This is a genomic window from Oceanobacillus sp. FSL W7-1293 (assembly GCF_037969815.1).
GTDB lineage: Bacteria > Bacillota > Bacilli > Bacillales > Amphibacillaceae > Oceanobacillus > Oceanobacillus oncorhynchi.
Map to the genome: position 1 here is coordinate 976,298 of NZ_CP150212.1, position 17,109 is coordinate 993,406.

Genomic DNA, 17,109 nt, shown 5'->3' on the forward strand with positions numbered 1-17,109 from the left:
GTTTTTAACTTGAAAAAGGACCGTGTTTAACATGAAATTAAGTGTACTAGATCAATCCCCAATTTCCATGGGGGAAACGCCAGAAGCGGCATTACAGCATACGCTGGAGCTGGCAAAATGGACGGAGGAGCTTGGGTATCACCGCTATTGGGTGGCAGAGCATCATAATACGAACGGGCTGTCGATTTCTGCTCCAGAAATTGTGATGACGAGGATCGCTTCTGTCACAAGCCGTATTCGTGTCGGCTCAGGCGGTATTTTACTGCCGCAGTACAGTGCGTATAAAGTCGCTGAGATTGGCAAAACATTAGCGGCGTTTTTTCCTGACCGAATTGATCTTGGCGTTGGAAATTCACCGGGAGGTTCTCCGGAGACCAGGGCTGCGCTGACAGATAATCAAAATCGGAGTTTAGCTGAATTTCCGAGACAAGCTGCTGATTTACAGGGGTTTTTGCATAATTCCTTGCCGCGGGATCATGATTTTCGTTTAGTAAAGGCCACTCCGCGTGTGGATCAGGTACCGCCGCTTTGGATACTCGGGTTATCCGAGCGAAGTGCAAACTATGCAGCAGAACTGGGAACAGGATTTATTTTTGGCCATTTTATCAATCCGGAAAAAGGTGTGAAGGCGCTCCAAACGTATCGGGAAAATTTTACACCGTCTGTCAATATGGAAAATCCGCGATCTATCGTATGTATTTTTATAGTCTGTGCAGAAACAGAAGAAGAAGCGGAGGAGCATGCGCTGACACAGGATAAATGGTTATTAAATGTCAGTAAGGGATTAGGAACGAAAGTAACGTCTAGCGAGGCTGTTCACTGTGATATGGATAAACTGAGTGCAGAAGATAGAGAGATAATCCAAAAGAACAGGGAAAGATGTATTATCGGTACACCGGAAACAGTGAAACAACAGTTATTGGAGCTGCAGGAGAAATACCAGACGGACGAGTTTATGGTCATCAATAATACATTTGATTTTGAAGCAAAGAAAAAATCCTATCGTCTGTTGGCAGAAGCAATGCTTTAAACTAGTAATGAAATAATAGGAAGTGGAACGAGGATTTGTTATGTCTGGGATCTAATTGAAAATGCTGCCAGTTTACAGTTGATAGGAATTTGATTATAGTAAGAAAGAAAATAATCTTTTCAGGATGGTTAGGAGCTTTTAATATGAAAAGAAAAGAATGGACGGATAAACGTTACAAGACTGCGAATCGGGAAGCTTGGACCGGTGTAGCTCTTGTTATTTTTAATTTTATCTGGTGGTTTGGGTTTGCTTATGGACTTGGAAGCAAATCTCCGGAATCCTATCAGTACATATTTGGTTTCCCGGCATGGTTTTTCTTCAGCTGCATTCTTGGTTTTGTCGTAATGATGCTATTAACGATATTTGTTGTTAAATTCTTTTTTAAAGATATGTCATTAGAAGCCGAAGAGGAATAAACAAAGAATGTCTTATTTTGATATCAGAGGAGTTTAACCATGAACTGGGAAGCTGTTTTACCACTATTTATATTTATTGCGATTATCTTTATGATTGGAATTTGGGCCGGCAAATTTGTCAGCCGCTCCGATTCGTTTTTACAGGAATATTTTCTGGGCGGCAGAAGTCTTGGCGGCTTTATTTTGGCAATGACACTGGTAACAACCTATGGAAGTGCAAGCAGCTTCTTGAGCGGGCCGGGAACAGCCTATAATGAAGGGCTTGGATGGGTGCTGTTATCGATGACACAGCTTGCAACGGGTTACTTTGTCTTGATGGTGCTCGGCAAGCGTTTTGCGATTGTCACAAGAAAGTATAAGGCTGTTACGATTGTTGATTTTTTGAAGGAAAGATATCAGTCCAAATGGGTTGTGATTCTGTCCGCGGCCAGTATTTTGATTTTCCTGTTTTCGGCGATGTCGGCACAATGGATTGGCGGGGCACGTCTGGTTCAATCCTTAACAGGCATTCCATATTTTACGGCGTTATGTATTTTTTCACTAGCTGTTTTAGTATATGTTGTCGTTGGCGGCTTTCGCGCAGTAGCGATTACGGATGGCATACAAGGTATTATTATGTTTATAGGTACGCTTATTTTACTTATAGCCGTAATTATAGCAGGAGGCGGTGTATCTCAGATTATGCATGATCTGGCTGCAGAGAATCCGAATTTGATTACACCATTCGGCGCAGATGGAAGTTTAACCCCTGCTTATGTTTCCTCGTTCTGGGTATTGGTCGGTGTCGGGGTGGTTGCCTTGCCTCAGATTGCGGTTCGTGCGATGTCTTATAAAAATACAAAGGCGCTGCATCGAGGCATTATTATCAGTACCTTCGTAGTCGGTTTTATTATGCTGAATATGCATTTAATTGGAGTGTTTGGAAGGACTGTACTTCCCGGTATCGAAATAGGTGATACCGTGATGCCGGAATTAGCACAAGCCGTTTTACCGGGCTGGGTTGCCGGAATTGTTTTAGCAGCACCAATGGCGGCGATTATGACAACAGTAAACTCGCTGCTGTTAATGGTGAGCTCGACGATTGTGAAGGATGTTTATCTAAATTATATCCGTCCTGATGCCGATGATAAAACGATTCGTAAATGGAGTATGGGTGCTACCGCATTAATAGGAATCATTGTTGTTTTGATGTCGCTGCAGCCGCCTGATTTGATTATCTGGCTGAATTTATTCTCCATGGGAGGTTTGGAGGCTGCTTTTATCTGGCCGATTATCCTCGGACTTTATTGGAGAAGGGGAACGAAGCATGGAGCGATTGCTTCGATGCTCACCGGAGTCTTCAGTTATATTATTTTTGAAACATTTTATCCGCAGCCGTTTGGGATGCATTCTGTGGTGACATCTATGCTGCTGGCGTTGATTGCATATGTTTCAGGAAGTCTATCGTATAAAAAAGAAGCAATATCAAGCTGAAATCGTATATCTGCAGACAGGGTTTGGTTTATACTAGAAGAGAAGACGCTTCTCCTTGTTTTTAGCTGGAGAAGTGTATCAGACAGTGTCGGAGGTGGGTTATTGTGAAAAAACAGCGGCATGATGCACTGAAGCCATTATCACATCACCATCATCATGCATTAGTACAAGCAATGGAATTAAAGCAGGCCGGTACAGAAAAGACCGATAAATCCTTAGGCGAATCCATTAGAGGTCTTATTGATTATTGGGAAAAGGATGCCGTCCTTCATTTCCGGGATGAGGAAGAGGTTCTGCTGCCGCTTTATGAGGTCTATGCTGAAAAACCGGAAATCGAATTGATTAAAGAAATGCTTTATCAGCACATGCAAATCCGCAGTTTCGTTTATGCGATACGTGAAAACAGAGAGGACCCATATGAAAAAATGAATCAGCTTGGGGAGCTGTTAGAGAAGAATGTCCGATTTGAGGAGAGAGAAATCTTTCCGGTTATTGAAGAAGCTGTTCCAGATAAATACCTGCATCAAGTGTATGGGAAGTTTCATCGTGATTCCTACAGCGGTTTTTAAATAAGAGAGGGAATGCTGATGGAAGGGAGCTTATCCTGCCATCAGCATTTTTCTATTTAGAGAGTTTGATTTTTATAACATAGGGAAGGAATCACATGTTTTCATCTAAAACATAAAGTAATCATAAAACAATTCCATAAATAAACGGAACTGGGAGGATGTTTAATAAATCGATTGAAAGTGAATATAGTAATAAAGTCACTATAAGGAGAGGCGATTTGATGGATTATTTAAATATAGACCATTTAAAAAGAATTGCAACATGGGGGAAAATTGTTGGAGCGGCATCCATTATCATGGGGGCAATTTCGATTGTTTTAACTTTAACGGTCGATCCGAGCATGATTCTTTCTGGCATTATTTCTATTATAACTGGCTATCTCTTTTATCAAACAGGCGTAGAGGCTTCTAATATTATAGCTTCAGACGATTTTACAGCAGGCAATGTGAATGAGTTATTAAATAAGTATGGAAAATTATTGCTGATTATGGGGATTTTAACGATTATCTCGTTAGTCGTGCTTATTCCATTAATTATTGTATTAATCTCTCTCTAATTTAAAAATAAGATATTTGTTGAAAAAGCTGATGGAAGAATAACGGCTATCTTCCATCAGCTTTTTTTAGATTTTCTCAGCTAAGTCGATAAAATAGTCGAGACTGTCCGGATTAATCAGAGAGCCTCGATTAATAACAGCTTCTGTATCCTGACCCATCAAGATTTTCTTAACGGGAATTTCGACTTTCTTTCCATTTAAGGTTTTCGGAAGTTCTTTTACTTCATAAATATGGGTCGGAACATGCCTTGGTGAGCAATGTGTCCGCAGCTGCTGATTAATTTCCTGTTTAATGGTCTCGCTTAATGCTTCGCCGTCCTTCATTACGATAAATAAGGGGGTAATCGAATCGCCGTTTCCTTTTGGTAAATCAACCATTAAACTGTCCTCAACAGCGGTAACATAATCCGTGACCCGATATATTTCACTTGTTCCAATTCGGATGCCGCCCCGATTGATTGTTGCATCCGATCTGCCGTAAATGATTGCCGTATTTCGATCTGTCAGTTTGAGATAGTCTCTATGACACCAGATGCCGGGGAAGGTATCGAAATAGCTATGGTACATCCGCAGCCCGGAGTCATCGTTCCAGAAATAAATCGGCATGCTTGGAAATGGAGCGGTTAAGACAAGCTCGCCAATCTCATTTGTAATCGAATTTCCGTCTTCATCAAAGCTTTCAATTTTCGCTCCCAGCCCTGCACATTGAATCTCTCCGGCATAAACAGGCTGTATAGGACAGCCGAGTAAAAATGCGGTGCAAACATCCGTGCCACCGCTTGCCGAAGCAACCCAGATATCATTTTTGACATGTGTATAGCACCACCGAAATCCTTCCGGAGAAAGCGGCGATCCTGTTGAACTGATATTTCTTAAAGAAGATAGATCAAATTCGCTTTTCGGCGATACATTCTCGTTCATACAAGCTGTGATAAAGCTGGCGCTTGTGCCAAATACATTCATTTTTGTCCGCTCGGCAAGCCGCCACAAAACCTGTTTATCCGGATAAGCAGGGCTGCCGTCATACAGGATAATGGTTGAGCCTGTTAATAATCCGCCGACAAGGAAATTCCACATCATCCAGCCGGTTGTAGTAAACCAGAAGAAACGCGAGCCGGGGCTTAAGTCCAAGTGCAGGTGGAGAGCCTTCAAATGCTCCATTAAAATACCGCCTTGACTGTGCACGATTGGCTTCGGTTTGCCGGTTGTTCCAGAGGAATAGAGTATCCAGAGCGGATCGTTAAAGGCAACAGGTGTATACGACATTTCCAACTTTCCGGGATGCGCTGTTGCATCCTCCCAGGAAATCGGCTGTATACAGTGACCGAAATCTGTCTGCTTGTTTAGATAAGGAATGGTTATCGTTGTTTTTAAAGAAGGAAGCGCAGACTGCAGCTCCTTGACCACATCTAATCTATTAAATTTCTTGCCGTTATACGTATAGCCATCAACTGTAATCATCGCTTTTGGCTCGATTTGCTGGAAACGCTCCATCACACTCTGGGTTCCAAAGTCCGGAGAAGCGCTGGACCAGATAGCTCCTAAGCTTGCCGTTGCAAGGAAAGCAACAACCGTTTCATAGATATTTGGTGCATAGCAGGCTACCCTGTCTCCCTTTTCAATTCCTTGCTTTTCCAATGTTTTTTGAAGCGCAGCCGTATCCTGGTATAGTTTTTCCCAAGAAATTTCCTGAAGCTCCTGATTTTCCGATGTATGAATAATAGCAGGGCTTGTTAATGATTTATTCCGGAATACATGCTCTGTGTAATTGAGGCTTGCTTCGGGAAACCATTTTGTTCCGATGATTTGATTGCCGGAACGCACCGTTTGATAAGGCTGGTGCGACTGGATATTGAAATATTCCCAAATAGATTCCCAGAATGTATCGAGATCCTCCACAGACCATTTCCATAAATTATGGTAATCTTTAGTCTGGATATGTTTATATTCTTGTAACCAAGTACGATAAGAAGTAATATTTGCCTGTTCCACTTGTGTTTTACTTGGTTCAAAAAGCAGCGTACCCTCTTGTGTATCCATTCGTTATGTCCCCCTTCAAGTATTCCGATACTACTATTATAAGAAAACGCTTTCTATACGTAAAGGAATTGAAATGGAAAATATATGTTTTTACAGCAAAGAGAAAAATATAAAACGATCAGCAGTGAAGCGTGTATCCTACATGAAAAAAGAATGTATATTAATGATATGTATCGTTTGTTTCATTTAGATATGAAAAAACTAATCCAGAGCATGGCTCTGAATTAGTTTATATTTATCTGTGAAAATATCCTATTTTGATTTTGCTGCCTGGGTCATTTGATGCCAAACAGAGCCTTTTGCTTTTTCACCGCCTTGAATACGCTCTAAAGCTAATTGTATTTGCATGCGTACTTCAAACTCTGGTTCTTCAGCAGATGCTTCTTCAAGGGCAGGAATAGCAGATTCATCCCCCGCCTCATATAAATACATTGCTCCGCGCCAACGAACGATCCGGCTTTTGTCCTTTAAAGTTTCAATCATGTTTGGAATTGCCTCTGTAAAGCCCAGGTCAGAAATGCAATCGCCGGCAGTTCGACGGACATTCACGGCTTTATCAGCCAATGCTTCATATAGCAATGGCAAAGCAGCTTTATCCTCCAGCATGCCTAAATAAGCAGTAGCCAAACGGCGAATTGATGCTTTTTCATCGTGAACGGCTTTTTCTAAAAGAGCAAGATCGTCCAAGGTTGGATCCAGACGATCCAATGCTGCATAGCGTTCCCGCCAATCCGGGTTATCCAGTTTTTCAATCGGAACATGCTGATAGTAGTTTGTGGCGTTGCTTGTATTTCCATCTGTTTGTAAAGCTAATTTCACAAGGGTATCCAGTCTTTCCTGGTTATAGCTTGCCTTTAACTCTTCTACAACATCCTGACCGATTTCATTCATATTGCCGTAGCGAGGATGCTGTTCTTCCCATTTTCGGTCCATGATGACATTTTCAGAAGCGGGAGAAGCTTCCATCACGGCCTTAGAAAAACGCTCTGGCAGTCCGTAGCGTTCCTCTTTATCTCCTTCTTCCAGCTTTACCTGCATTGGAATCCCTAGAAATGTCTGAATGAAAACATGAACTTCGCCAAATGTTTCCGAAGGTGCTTCTGCATCAGCAGATAATTCATCGGTCTGGTTAAAAGCTTCGTCTGTCCCCAATACATTCCGAACCTGTGGTAAGAGCTCCTCCCAAGGTGTCTTCGGATTTCGGGCCAAAGCAATAAAATCGACGACACGATAGATGTTTTTGACCCCTTCCAAAGCGAAAAGCTTCTGCACATACTCCGGAGCTTGAGCTAAATCGTCCTTGTTACTGTAATTATACGTTTCGTCAGGAGGAAGTGTCTCGTTCACGTTGATTTTCATAGAATGCGGACTCGGTGTCGGTTCTATAGAAACAATTTTCATTTGTATACTCCCTTAACGCTGATATTCTTCCATCACTTTAATCAGTTCACGAAGATAATCCGGTAAATCAGGCGGCCTTCTGCTTGAAACAAGGTGTCCGTCCGAAACAGCCGGTTCATCAACCCATGTCGCTCCGGCATTGGTCATATCATCCTTGATTCCAGGTGTACTGGTTACGGTTTTACCCTCTAAAATATTGGCAGAAATTAATACCCAGCCGGCATGACAAATTTGGCCAATAGGCTTTTTCTGTTCATTCATATGCTGTACGAAGCTGATAACCTCCGGAAAACGGCGCAATTTATCTGGAGCCCACCCGCCGGGTACCAGGATAGCATCATAGTCTTCTGGATTCACTTCGGAAAAGGCATAATCAGATTCAGCAGGAACGCCGTATTTTCCAATGTATTTTTGATTGGCAGCTTGTCCGACTAAATCTACCTGGGCGCCTTCTTCACGCAGACGGTGAACGGGATACCATAGTTCCAAGTCTTCAAAGTCATGATCGACAAGTGCGATAACTTTTTGGTTTTGTAAACGCAAAATAATCCCTCCATTCTTTATAGAAATAGTTTAACAGACTGGCGTAAAAATAACGATTCCGACGACTTTTACCCGTACTGAAGCGATGAAAAAGCCATCACCTTGTTCAATCGGGGTGATGGCTTTGGAATGCTTATTATTTTAAAGCGTCCTGCACAGAAACATATTCATAATTTAAATCATTGGCAACCGCTTCATTTGTTACATGCCCATTCATCACATTCACACCGCTGGCGATTGGAGCGCTATTTTGAATCGCATGCTCGACGCCTTGTTTCGCAATATTGACTGCATATGGCACAGTTACATTTGTCAGTCCGACCGTTGCTGTGCGCGGAACAGCGCCTGGGATATTGGCAACAGCGTAATGAAGCACGTCATGTTTGACATAGATTGGGTCTTGATGTGTAGTAGGATGGTCAACGGTTTCAAAATTACCGCCCTGGTCAATTGCCACGTCTACAATGACGCTGCCCGGCTGCATTGCTTGAATCATTTCTTCTGACACAAGCTTTGGCGCTTTTCTGCCTGGAATCAATACCGATCCGATAACGAGATCCGAATCTGTGACAGCTTCTTCAATATTTAGCGGGTTTGACATTAATGTTTGAATGCTCGAACCAAAAATTTCTTCTAATTCGCGAAGACGCTGCGGATTTAAATCAATAATCGTAACTTCCGCTCCAAGACCGATCGCTACGCGCGCGGCATTCGTGCCGACAACGCCACCGCCTATAACCGTTACTTTTCCGCGTTTGACCCCGGGAATACCGCCAAGTAAAATGCCCTTGCCGCCTTCTGATTTCTCTAAATATTGGGCACCAATCTGCGTAGCCATACGTCCGGCGACTTCACTCATCGGCGTCAGAAGCGGGAGAGCGTTACCTACAACAATTGTTTCATAGGCGATTGCTGTAACTTCTTTCGCGACAAGCTCTTCTGTTAATCTTGCATCAGCAGCTAAATGAAGATAGGTGAATAATACTAATCCCTTCCGGAAATAATGGTACTCTGATTCCAGCGGTTCTTTTACCTTCATTATCATATCAGATCGTTCCCATACGTCTGAGGCCTCTGCGATAATCTCTGCTCCGGCCTGCTTGTATTCTTCGTCCGTAAAGCCGCTTCCCAAACCGGCTTCTTTTTCAATTAAAATCGTTTGCCCCGATTGAACAAGGTTCACTACGCCGGCTGGTGTCATGGCAACACGGTTTTCATTGTTTTTTATCTCTCTAGGTACCCCAATAATCATGTTATTCGCCCCTTTGTTTATCAATTTATACTTATAATGTTAACGCTTTCTTTGTGAGAATTCATTATGAAAATAAATGAATTGAGTCCAAAACGTTTGTGTATTTACACAAATGCTATGATTTTTCCAGCTTGTCAGCTAATAACTCTAAATAAACCGCTACTTTCTGATGCGGATTTTTTAAATCAAGATTGCTAATTTCATGAATACGTTTTAAACGATAATTCATGGTATTTGGATGGATAAACAAAGCTTTTGCTGTACGATGTACATTGGAGTCATGCTCCAAAAATTTTTCTAAGGTGTACAATAAATTACTTTGCTGGCGCTGATCATATTGCTGCAGACGTTGAATGTATTTATTTGAATGACGCCGCTTATGACGATGTTCTTTTAATACGTCTACCCATTGAAAAACGCCTAGGTCTTCATAAAGAAAACAAGAAGACAGTTCATCAGGAAACTGCTTTTGCAGGGAATTTGTCTGAAGTGCTTCCTCGTAAGCCTGCGTCATATCTTTTGCAGAACCGTAAATTTGGCTACCTGCACCGTGCATGGAGGTCAGTTGCAGCTGTGTGCTTATTTTTTCCTGAAACTGCTCAATAAACTGATAAATTTTATCTGATGTATCATCCGCCTTCCATAATCGTACCAATAAGATAAAATCTTGATCATCAAATAAACGGAAAATTGTATTCACCTGCATGACAGTTTCTGAAAGGTAGGAAGCGTGCTTTTCAATCTGCGGCGTGATAGCATCTTCAAAATGAAAAACAATGATAGCAAGGCCATCCTGCAGCTTTATATTAAATTGTTTTTCATAGGATTGAATTGTGCTGGCGCTGACAAAATCTGCTGTTAACAGCTGCCAGAAAAAGTCTTTATAAGCTTGTTCTGTATTTCTTCGGCCAGGCAGCTTCTGCAGGATAAACTTTTTCACCTGACGGGTTGCTTCATTTAGAATTTCCAAATCATCCTTACTATATTCATTTTCACCTGTATGTGCCCAAATAAAACCTAAAATTTCGTTTTTCTTCCAGATGGATATAGCAATCCGGTTTCCAAGTCCAATTTCTTTGATTTCGGGAATAATGACTGGCTGGTCACTATCAATCAGCTTGGGCATTGCTCCGTTTTTCCATAAACCGTTAATAACTTTATCAGGGACTTTCCGATTCATGATGGTGCCGATTCGTGCTTCATCAATATTTTCGGTGTGTTTACTATATGCAAGAACATAATGATTCGCATCCTCAATGGTAATAGGACATGACAATACCTCACTGATTGTATCGGCAAGCTCATCTAAAGATGAGAAAGGCTGCTGCAATGTTGCTATTTTATTTTTTGCGATATGAGATGAGTTCATAAAGTACACCCCTTTATAAAGATATGATCTGAATAAAAAATGCATTATTTTGAATAAATTTAATAATTGGTATACTTGCTTTTTATTAGTAGGATAGACTATCATTTTCCATAAGTAATCTTTTTTTATATACTGGTTATAAGTATATACATACTTTCATTTTAGTATATACACAAAAAGATTTCATCTGATACTTATAAGATAAAAAGAACAGAGGGGGAAGCACATGAAAAAACTAATGAAAATCTTGGTAATTGCAAGCGCATTCATAGGGGTGATTGTAGGCGCCGGGTTTGCATCTGGACAGGAAGTGCTGCAGTATTTTACAAGCTTTGGTACACTGGGAATTCTGGCTGCATTTGTTTCTACAGTATTTTTTGCATATGTTGGAATGATGCTGGTCTGGTTAGGGAGCAAGGCACAGACAACTTCTTATAATGATGTTATCTATAAAATCAGCCATTTTAAAATCATTGAAAAAATCACTCGTATTAACTTGATTGGGTTAATAGTAGATGCTGTATTAGTATTTACGCTATTCGGTGTAGGGGTGGTAATGATTGCCGGAGCAGGAGCGAACCTGAATCAGCAATTTGGACTGCCTCATGTTGCAGGTGCGATTTTAATGACAGTATTGGTACTGCTGACAGGTATGCTGAAAGTAGATAAAGTGGTGGCTGTAATCAGCAGTATTACGCCGTTTTTGATCTTATTTGTTATTATCATCTCTATCTACAGCTTTTTTACAATGGATGGATCTTTAGCTGAATTAAATAGTACGGCAAAGAGCCACGGACCGAATTTCCCAAATTGGTTTGTTGCAGGTTTAAACTATGCTACCTTTAACACTTCTGTTGGCGCAGCAATGTCCATTGTTATGGGGGGAGCGGAGAAAGATAGAAAAACAGCTGCCATTGGCGGATTAGTAGGCGGACTGGGACTGGGTGTATTAATTCTTCTTAGTTATTTCGCGATTTTTGCTAAAATTGAAGAGGTTGGTAATTTTGAGATGCCAATGCTGGGAATTGTAAATAATATTTCACCAGTGTTAGGTATTATCATGGCACTTGTACTTTTTGGAATGATTTTTAACACAGCAATTAGTATGTTCTTTGCGTTTGTTACCAGGTTTGCAAAAGTAGAAACGAAAAAATTTAATATACTATTAGCTATCACACTGGTTGCAGGATTTATACTTAGCTTTGTCGGTTTTACCGATTTAGTTTCTAAATTCTATTCGCTGATTGGCTATATGGGACTGGTACTGATTGTGGTACTGATTATTACACCGTTTAGAATGAAAAATATTGATTTTGATGATAAATGATACAGTGTGAAATAGTAGGAAACGTAAGGTGAAATGTAGTGCCAGTCATAGGAATTGGGTGTAAATCATCCGATTTCCGCTGACTGGCATTTTTTAGAAGTTAAGAAAATATAAACTTTCTTACTGCATAAGTGTAATTAACATTTACACAGTATTAAATGGGAGACACAACGGCAGCTTAGTGGAAAAAATTTTTAAGCTTCGATACGATTCCTTTTGACGGATTGCTGTTTTTTTCTTCTTCATCTTCTTTTTCTTTGGGAGCTGGTTTTTCCTCAATATCTTTAAGGGAAATTTGGTCTATATCTACAGCATAAGGATAGGTGAGCACTAAACCGATCTCTGTATCATTCTCCTGGTTGCTTACCGTAGTATGTGGAATAGAAAAGCGGTCAGCGAGTGCTTTTTCCTCCTTTAAAAATGAATATGAAATATTTCCGTTCAATAAGATTTTTGCCTTCGGATGCTGCTTTAATTGGCGCTCTAATTCAGCGAGTCCTTTATTAGACATCACCTCTCCAATGGTTAACACAAAGGCAACGCGTTCACGAAAGGTGCCAAGATACATTTTCCGTTCACTTTCATTGGGCAGACGCGTTCCATACATTCCTTCTTGAAGGTAATCATCTACATTCTTTTTGCTCATTCGATTTCATCCTTTTAATCTATTTTCAATTTGCTGTGCGGTTTACATCAGCAATTTTTACATAATCATTATTCTCCATCTAATGTACCCTATTGTTGGATATCAAGCAAAGAAAATCATTCCTATTTCCTATTTTTTGAGCGGGCAGATTGGAAAGTAAAAATGAAATATCTGATAAAATCATACGGAGACGTATATTTAAATGTTAAAATAAGAGTATAGTGTGTTTCAATTATTTTGTGGAAGTGAGGGATTATTATGCAGTTGCACTCTAGAAAAACGATGAAGCTTCATCATGGGATTTCACTTATCGATGGTTTTGATTTTGGTGTAAGCGGCAGAACAGGAGCTTATGTCATTGAAGCAGATGAACTTACGATTATTGAGACGGGACCGAGTCCTTCTGTACCGTATATTAAAAAAGGATTAGAAGAATTAGGATATACTTTTGCGGACGTAAAACATATTATTGTTACACATGTTCATTTAGACCACGCTGGCGGCGCAGGACGTTTATTATCGCTTTGTCCGAATGCGCTTTTATACGTTCATCCAAAGGGGAAGAGACATCTTGTTGATCCTAAAAAGCTGGCTGCTGGAGCACGCGCGATTTACGGCGAGCGTTTTTCCGAATTATATGATCCGATTATCCCTGCTGATGAGGAAAGAGTTGTGGAGAAAACAGAGGGAGATATGCTGCAGCTTGAAGAAGGGCGCATCTTAGAATTCTGGGATACACCGGGCCATGCCAGACATCATCTGGGAATCTATGACCCTATCAGTAATGGGATGTTTACTGGGGATACAGCTGGAATTCAATATGAACAACTATTTCCGCATGGGTTGAACTTCTTTTTACCATCTACATCTCCCAATCACTTTGATCCGGAGGCAATGAGACACTCTTTACAAAGGTTCCGTGAGAAACAATTAGATTATATCTTTTTTGGACATTTTGGAGGAACAGATTTAGTAGAAGAGGCTCTCGAACAGGCAGAAGCATGGCTGGATATCTTTGTGAGAGAAGGGGAAGCTGCAGTTGCAGAAGGACAAAGCTATGATGAGATTGCCGACCGATTGTTAAAATATGTACAATCAGAGCTTCGTGAGCAGGGGATTGCTGATGACCATGAGGTTTATCAGATGATTAATGTTGATTTACAATTAAGTGCCCTTGGGATGGTAGATTATTTTCAGAAACAATAAATGGGAGTGGATGCTTCCATATTTATATAATATTCCTTGAATGATAAAAACGAAAAGGAAGCACAAGCTGGTTCCTTTTCGTTTTTCAGGAAAGAGAGGTATGGTGAGAATGCGAAAAAAACTGCGCATCATTACTGTTTTTTTGTTTGGTCTGATCATTGGACTATTTTTAATACCGGAAATATTTCAGACGTTCGACATTTCCTTTTTCTCTTTTTTTGATTAGGCATGGATTTGATTTATCAGCTGTCTAGATTTATTTCCAGACTCACCGGGCAATGGTCGCTGCCAAGCGTATAACGGTGAACCTCCATATTTTCCAGATATTTTTCTAATGGACTGGAAACAATCACATAATCAATACGCCAGCCGATGTTTCTTTCCCGGATTGTTTTCATATAAGACCACCACGTGAAAATATCATCGCGTTCAGGATAGAAGAAGCGTAAGGTATCCGTAAAACCATTGGCCAGGATCCGTGTCATTTTATCCCGTTCCTCCTGCGTAAAACCTGAATTGCCATGGTTTGTTTTATCATTTTTCAAATCGATTTCTTGATGGGCTACGTTTAAATCCCCACAATAAATAACGGATTTTTTCGAATCAAGCTCCCGCAAATAATCAAACATTTTATCTTCCCATTCCAAACGCTCCTCCAGCCGGGTTAAATCCCGCTTTGAGTTTGGCGTATAGACATTGACGAGGTAAAAGTCAGGGTATTCTAATGTGATTATTCTTCCTTCAGGCTCTATCTCGCCTTCTTGAAACCCGTAAGAAACATGAAGCGGCTCATGCTTTGTAAAGATTGCTGTTCCTGAATAACCTTTTCTTTCCGCATAATTCCAATATTGATAATATCCTTCTAAATCCAACTCAATCTGCCCTGCCTGCAGTTTTGTTTCTTGTAAACAGAAAAAATCTGCATCTATATCATGAAAGAAATCCAAGAACCCTTTTCGAACGCAGGCCCGGATTCCATTAACGTTCCATGTAACTAACTTCATTTTAAAAAATCTTCCTTCCTATTAACATCATTCTGATAGCCATTCTACCATATTTGTCTGGAAAAGCGATTGCTTTTATATGGGGAAACCGGTTGTTTCACGATAGCTGTTGAAGCATCGAACAAAATAACATCGAGTATACCTGTATTTATTTCCTTTGCTGACATCAGGTAAATATGAAATAAATCTCTTTTTGAGAATGAGTTCAGTGTGAAATAAAGAAATACAACCCATCATATATAAAAATTTCAAATTTAATAAAGAAAAGAGTTGTCTTTCTTCTGTATTATGCATATAATACACTTACAAGATGTACTAATGTATTAATACAGTATACGCGAAAGCATGACAAGAATGAGGTGAGAAATTGGATGGATATCCGTTTTGATAAACGTGAAGCTGTGTATATTCAGGTGATCAGGTATTTCAAAGAACAGATTGCAATTGGAGAATTAAAGTCTGGTCAGGAAATTCCTTCACGCAGAGAATTAGCACAGCGATTAAAAATAAACCCGAATACTGTGCAGCGAGCTTATAAGGAAATGGAGGAGGAAGGCTTGATTTATACGGATGGAAATAAACCAAGTATGATTACAAAGGAAACGGGCCGCATAAAAGAAATTCGTGAAAGTTTAATTGACGAAGCAATTGATCAATTTGTAGATCGTATCACCTCTTTGCAAATTCCAAAAGAACAGGTTTTTGACCTTGTCCAGTCAAAATTAAATGAGCTTGGCAGGGAGGATGAAGAGAAGCATGATTAAATTGACCGGTATAGAGAAAAGGTATGGCAGAAAAAAGATATTAAATGGAGTTACTTTTGAGGCAGATAAAGGCCAGATTACGTGTTTAATTGGAATCAATGGTGCGGGGAAAACGACCATTCTTCAATCGATTATGAGACTGACTCCTTACCAAAAAGGCGTGATTACCATTGATGGGGAGAAGCTGTCTCCAAAGATGATGGAGAAAATAACATATATCCCAGATACCATGACGCTTTTGCCTAAAATGCGGATTAAGGATGCTTTTCAATTTATGGATGATTTCTATCAAAATTGGAATGGGGAGCGGGCAAAAGAGATTTTAGAATTTTTTAAGCTGAAAGAGGATGAACGTATTTCCCAATTATCAAAAGGCAATACAGCGAAAGTGAATTTATTGATGGGCTTGGCGATGGATGCAGATTATATTCTAATGGATGAACCTTTTTCTGGTATTGATATCTTCAGCAGAGAACAGATTGCTGATGTGTTTTCCAGTCATCTGGTGGAGGACCGCGGTGTTATCATCACAACCCATGAAATCAGTGATATCGAACATTTAATTGATAAGGCAGTCTTACTGGCTGATGGAGCGGTGAAAAAAGAATTTATGACGGAGCAGGTAAGAGAAGAAGAGGGTAAATCTGTTATCGATGTGATGAGGGAGGTATATCAGGGATGAAGCTTTTCGGAAAGCTGGTAAACTTTGAATTCAGACGGTTTTTACCGATTTATATTATGCTGCTTGCAGCTGTGTTTTTGCTGCAGGCTGCCGGGGTGCTGTATTATGCGATTATGGTGAAATCTGAGATTACAGAGAGTGTCATGAAGCTTGGTATACCTAAAGAGCAATTTCTTCAAGATAATGGCTATGTATCGATAGGGAATATATTATCTAGTTTTCTGTTTACATTGCCTATTATCATCGCTGCAGTGACGATATTTATTTATGTTTTATTTATCTGGTATCGGGATTGGCTGGGCAAGAACACGTTTATTTATCGCCTGCTGATGCTTCCGGTGAAGCGTATTCAGTTGTTCTTTTCCAAACTGGCGGCGATTCTGATTTTCGTCTTTGGCCTGATTACTTATCAAGTAGCTATCCTCCCGGCGTTACAGGTGATATTAAAGCTGATTATTCCGGTTGATTACCGGTTGGATTTAACGATTCAAGGGATGATTAGAAGCTTTTATTATTTAAAATTCCTGCTTCCGGAGAAGTTTATTGATTTTGTGATTAATTACGGTTTTGGAACAGCTTTTGTCATTATATTATTTACCATGATTCTGATTGAACGCAGCTACCGTTTTAAAGGTGTATTTATGGCGGTCTTTTATGGGATAGGGGCTCTGATTCTGGTCTTTTCTCCATATATTTTGCAGATAATCGTAAAAGGATATTTTTATGAGACGGAGCTTTTATGGATGCAATTTGCTATAGCAATTATCCTTTCCGCAGTATCGGTTTTCTTTAGTAATCATTTGTTAAATAGAAAGATAAGGGTGTGATAG

Annotated in this window: 17 protein-coding genes; 10 read left to right on the forward strand and 7 right to left on the reverse strand. The window is 40.2% G+C overall.

Features of this window, described 5'->3' with window-relative positions:
• Positions 1-31: 31 nt before the first annotated feature.
• The 5 genes from MKY65_RS04845 to MKY65_RS04865 all read left to right on the forward strand — a co-directional run bounded on the left by MKY65_RS04845 (position 32) and on the right by MKY65_RS04865 (position 4,045).
• A complete protein-coding gene (locus tag MKY65_RS04845) occupies positions 32-1,030 on the forward strand; it encodes an LLM class flavin-dependent oxidoreductase (RefSeq protein WP_339182829.1) in 999 nt (332 codons plus the stop codon).
• A gap of 143 nt (positions 1,031-1,173) precedes the next feature.
• Positions 1,174-1,446 carry a YhdT family protein gene (locus MKY65_RS04850; RefSeq protein ID WP_193063966.1) on the forward strand — a complete coding sequence of 91 codons (273 nt, stop codon included), beginning with the start codon at positions 1,174-1,176 and terminating at the stop codon, positions 1,444-1,446.
• A gap of 39 nt (positions 1,447-1,485) precedes the next feature.
• Positions 1,486-2,919, forward strand: coding sequence for a sodium/pantothenate symporter (gene panF / locus MKY65_RS04855; RefSeq protein ID WP_339182831.1), 1,434 nt, complete (start codon positions 1,486-1,488; stop codon positions 2,917-2,919).
• 104 nt (positions 2,920-3,023) lie between these two features.
• Positions 3,024-3,488 carry a hemerythrin domain-containing protein gene (locus MKY65_RS04860; RefSeq protein ID WP_339182833.1) on the forward strand — a complete coding sequence of 155 codons (465 nt, stop codon included), beginning with the start codon at positions 3,024-3,026 and terminating at the stop codon, positions 3,486-3,488.
• Positions 3,489-3,709: 221 nt separating this feature from the next.
• Positions 3,710-4,045, forward strand: coding sequence for a DUF5362 family protein (locus MKY65_RS04865; RefSeq protein WP_193063964.1), 336 nt, complete (start codon positions 3,710-3,712; stop codon positions 4,043-4,045).
• A gap of 66 nt (positions 4,046-4,111) precedes the next feature.
• Here the strand turns inward: MKY65_RS04865 and MKY65_RS04870 are convergent, their stop codons facing one another.
• The 5 genes from MKY65_RS04870 to MKY65_RS04890 all read right to left on the reverse strand — a co-directional run bounded on the left by MKY65_RS04870 (position 4,112) and on the right by MKY65_RS04890 (position 10,650).
• Positions 4,112-6,085 (reverse strand): acetoacetate--CoA ligase, encoded by a 1,974-nt coding sequence (locus tag MKY65_RS04870; protein ID WP_339182836.1) that lies wholly within the window; start codon positions 6,083-6,085, stop codon positions 4,112-4,114.
• Between the two features lie 252 nt (positions 6,086-6,337).
• A complete protein-coding gene (locus MKY65_RS04875; RefSeq protein ID WP_339182838.1) occupies positions 6,338-7,486 on the reverse strand; it encodes a virulence factor in 1,149 nt (382 codons plus the stop codon).
• 12 nt (positions 7,487-7,498) lie between these two features.
• Positions 7,499-8,029: a type 1 glutamine amidotransferase domain-containing protein gene (locus tag MKY65_RS04880; RefSeq protein WP_339182840.1), complete on the reverse strand. Its 531-nt coding sequence runs from the start codon at positions 8,027-8,029 to the stop codon at positions 7,499-7,501.
• A 136-nt stretch (positions 8,030-8,165) separates the two neighbouring features.
• Positions 8,166-9,281: an alanine dehydrogenase gene (ald, locus tag MKY65_RS04885; RefSeq protein WP_339182842.1), complete on the reverse strand. Its 1,116-nt coding sequence runs from the start codon at positions 9,279-9,281 to the stop codon at positions 8,166-8,168.
• A gap of 115 nt (positions 9,282-9,396) precedes the next feature.
• On the reverse strand, positions 9,397-10,650 hold the full coding sequence (locus tag MKY65_RS04890; RefSeq protein ID WP_339182844.1) for a PucR family transcriptional regulator: 1,254 nt from the start codon (positions 10,648-10,650) through the stop codon (positions 9,397-9,399).
• 226 nt (positions 10,651-10,876) lie between these two features.
• Between MKY65_RS04890 and MKY65_RS04895 the strand changes: the two genes are divergently transcribed.
• Positions 10,877-11,977, forward strand: a complete 1,101-nt coding sequence (locus tag MKY65_RS04895; protein WP_339182846.1) for a hypothetical protein — start codon at positions 10,877-10,879, stop codon at positions 11,975-11,977.
• 178 nt (positions 11,978-12,155) lie between these two features.
• On the opposite strand, the gene MKY65_RS04900 is transcribed toward MKY65_RS04895, so the two are convergent.
• Positions 12,156-12,623, reverse strand: a complete 468-nt coding sequence (locus MKY65_RS04900; RefSeq protein WP_042532165.1) for a YueI family protein — start codon at positions 12,621-12,623, stop codon at positions 12,156-12,158.
• A 258-nt stretch (positions 12,624-12,881) separates the two neighbouring features.
• On the opposite strand from MKY65_RS04900, the gene MKY65_RS04905 reads away from it, so the two are divergent.
• The gene (locus MKY65_RS04905; protein WP_339182848.1) at positions 12,882-13,829 is read left to right on the forward strand and encodes an MBL fold metallo-hydrolase; all 948 of its coding nucleotides are present in this window, start codon (positions 12,882-12,884) and stop codon (positions 13,827-13,829) included.
• Between the two features lie 242 nt (positions 13,830-14,071).
• Here the strand turns inward: MKY65_RS04905 and MKY65_RS04910 are convergent, their stop codons facing one another.
• The gene (locus tag MKY65_RS04910; protein WP_339182850.1) at positions 14,072-14,833 is read right to left on the reverse strand and encodes an exodeoxyribonuclease III; all 762 of its coding nucleotides are present in this window, start codon (positions 14,831-14,833) and stop codon (positions 14,072-14,074) included.
• 371 nt (positions 14,834-15,204) lie between these two features.
• Between MKY65_RS04910 and MKY65_RS04915 the strand changes: the two genes are divergently transcribed.
• The 3 genes from MKY65_RS04915 to MKY65_RS04925 are packed head-to-tail and all read left to right on the forward strand — an operon-like array spanning position 15,205 to position 17,106.
• Positions 15,205-15,597, forward strand: coding sequence for a GntR family transcriptional regulator (locus MKY65_RS04915; protein ID WP_042532170.1), 393 nt, complete (start codon positions 15,205-15,207; stop codon positions 15,595-15,597).
• Entirely contained in the window at positions 15,590-16,279 is a 690-nt protein-coding gene (locus MKY65_RS04920; protein ID WP_339182853.1) for an ABC transporter ATP-binding protein, read from the forward strand. Before MKY65_RS04915 ends, MKY65_RS04920 begins: the two co-directional genes overlap by 8 nt.
• On the forward strand, positions 16,276-17,106 hold the full coding sequence (locus tag MKY65_RS04925; protein WP_339182855.1) for a hypothetical protein: 831 nt from the start codon (positions 16,276-16,278) through the stop codon (positions 17,104-17,106). The genes MKY65_RS04920 and MKY65_RS04925 overlap by 4 nt, the downstream gene beginning before the upstream one ends.
• Positions 17,107-17,109: the final 3 nt, after the last annotated feature.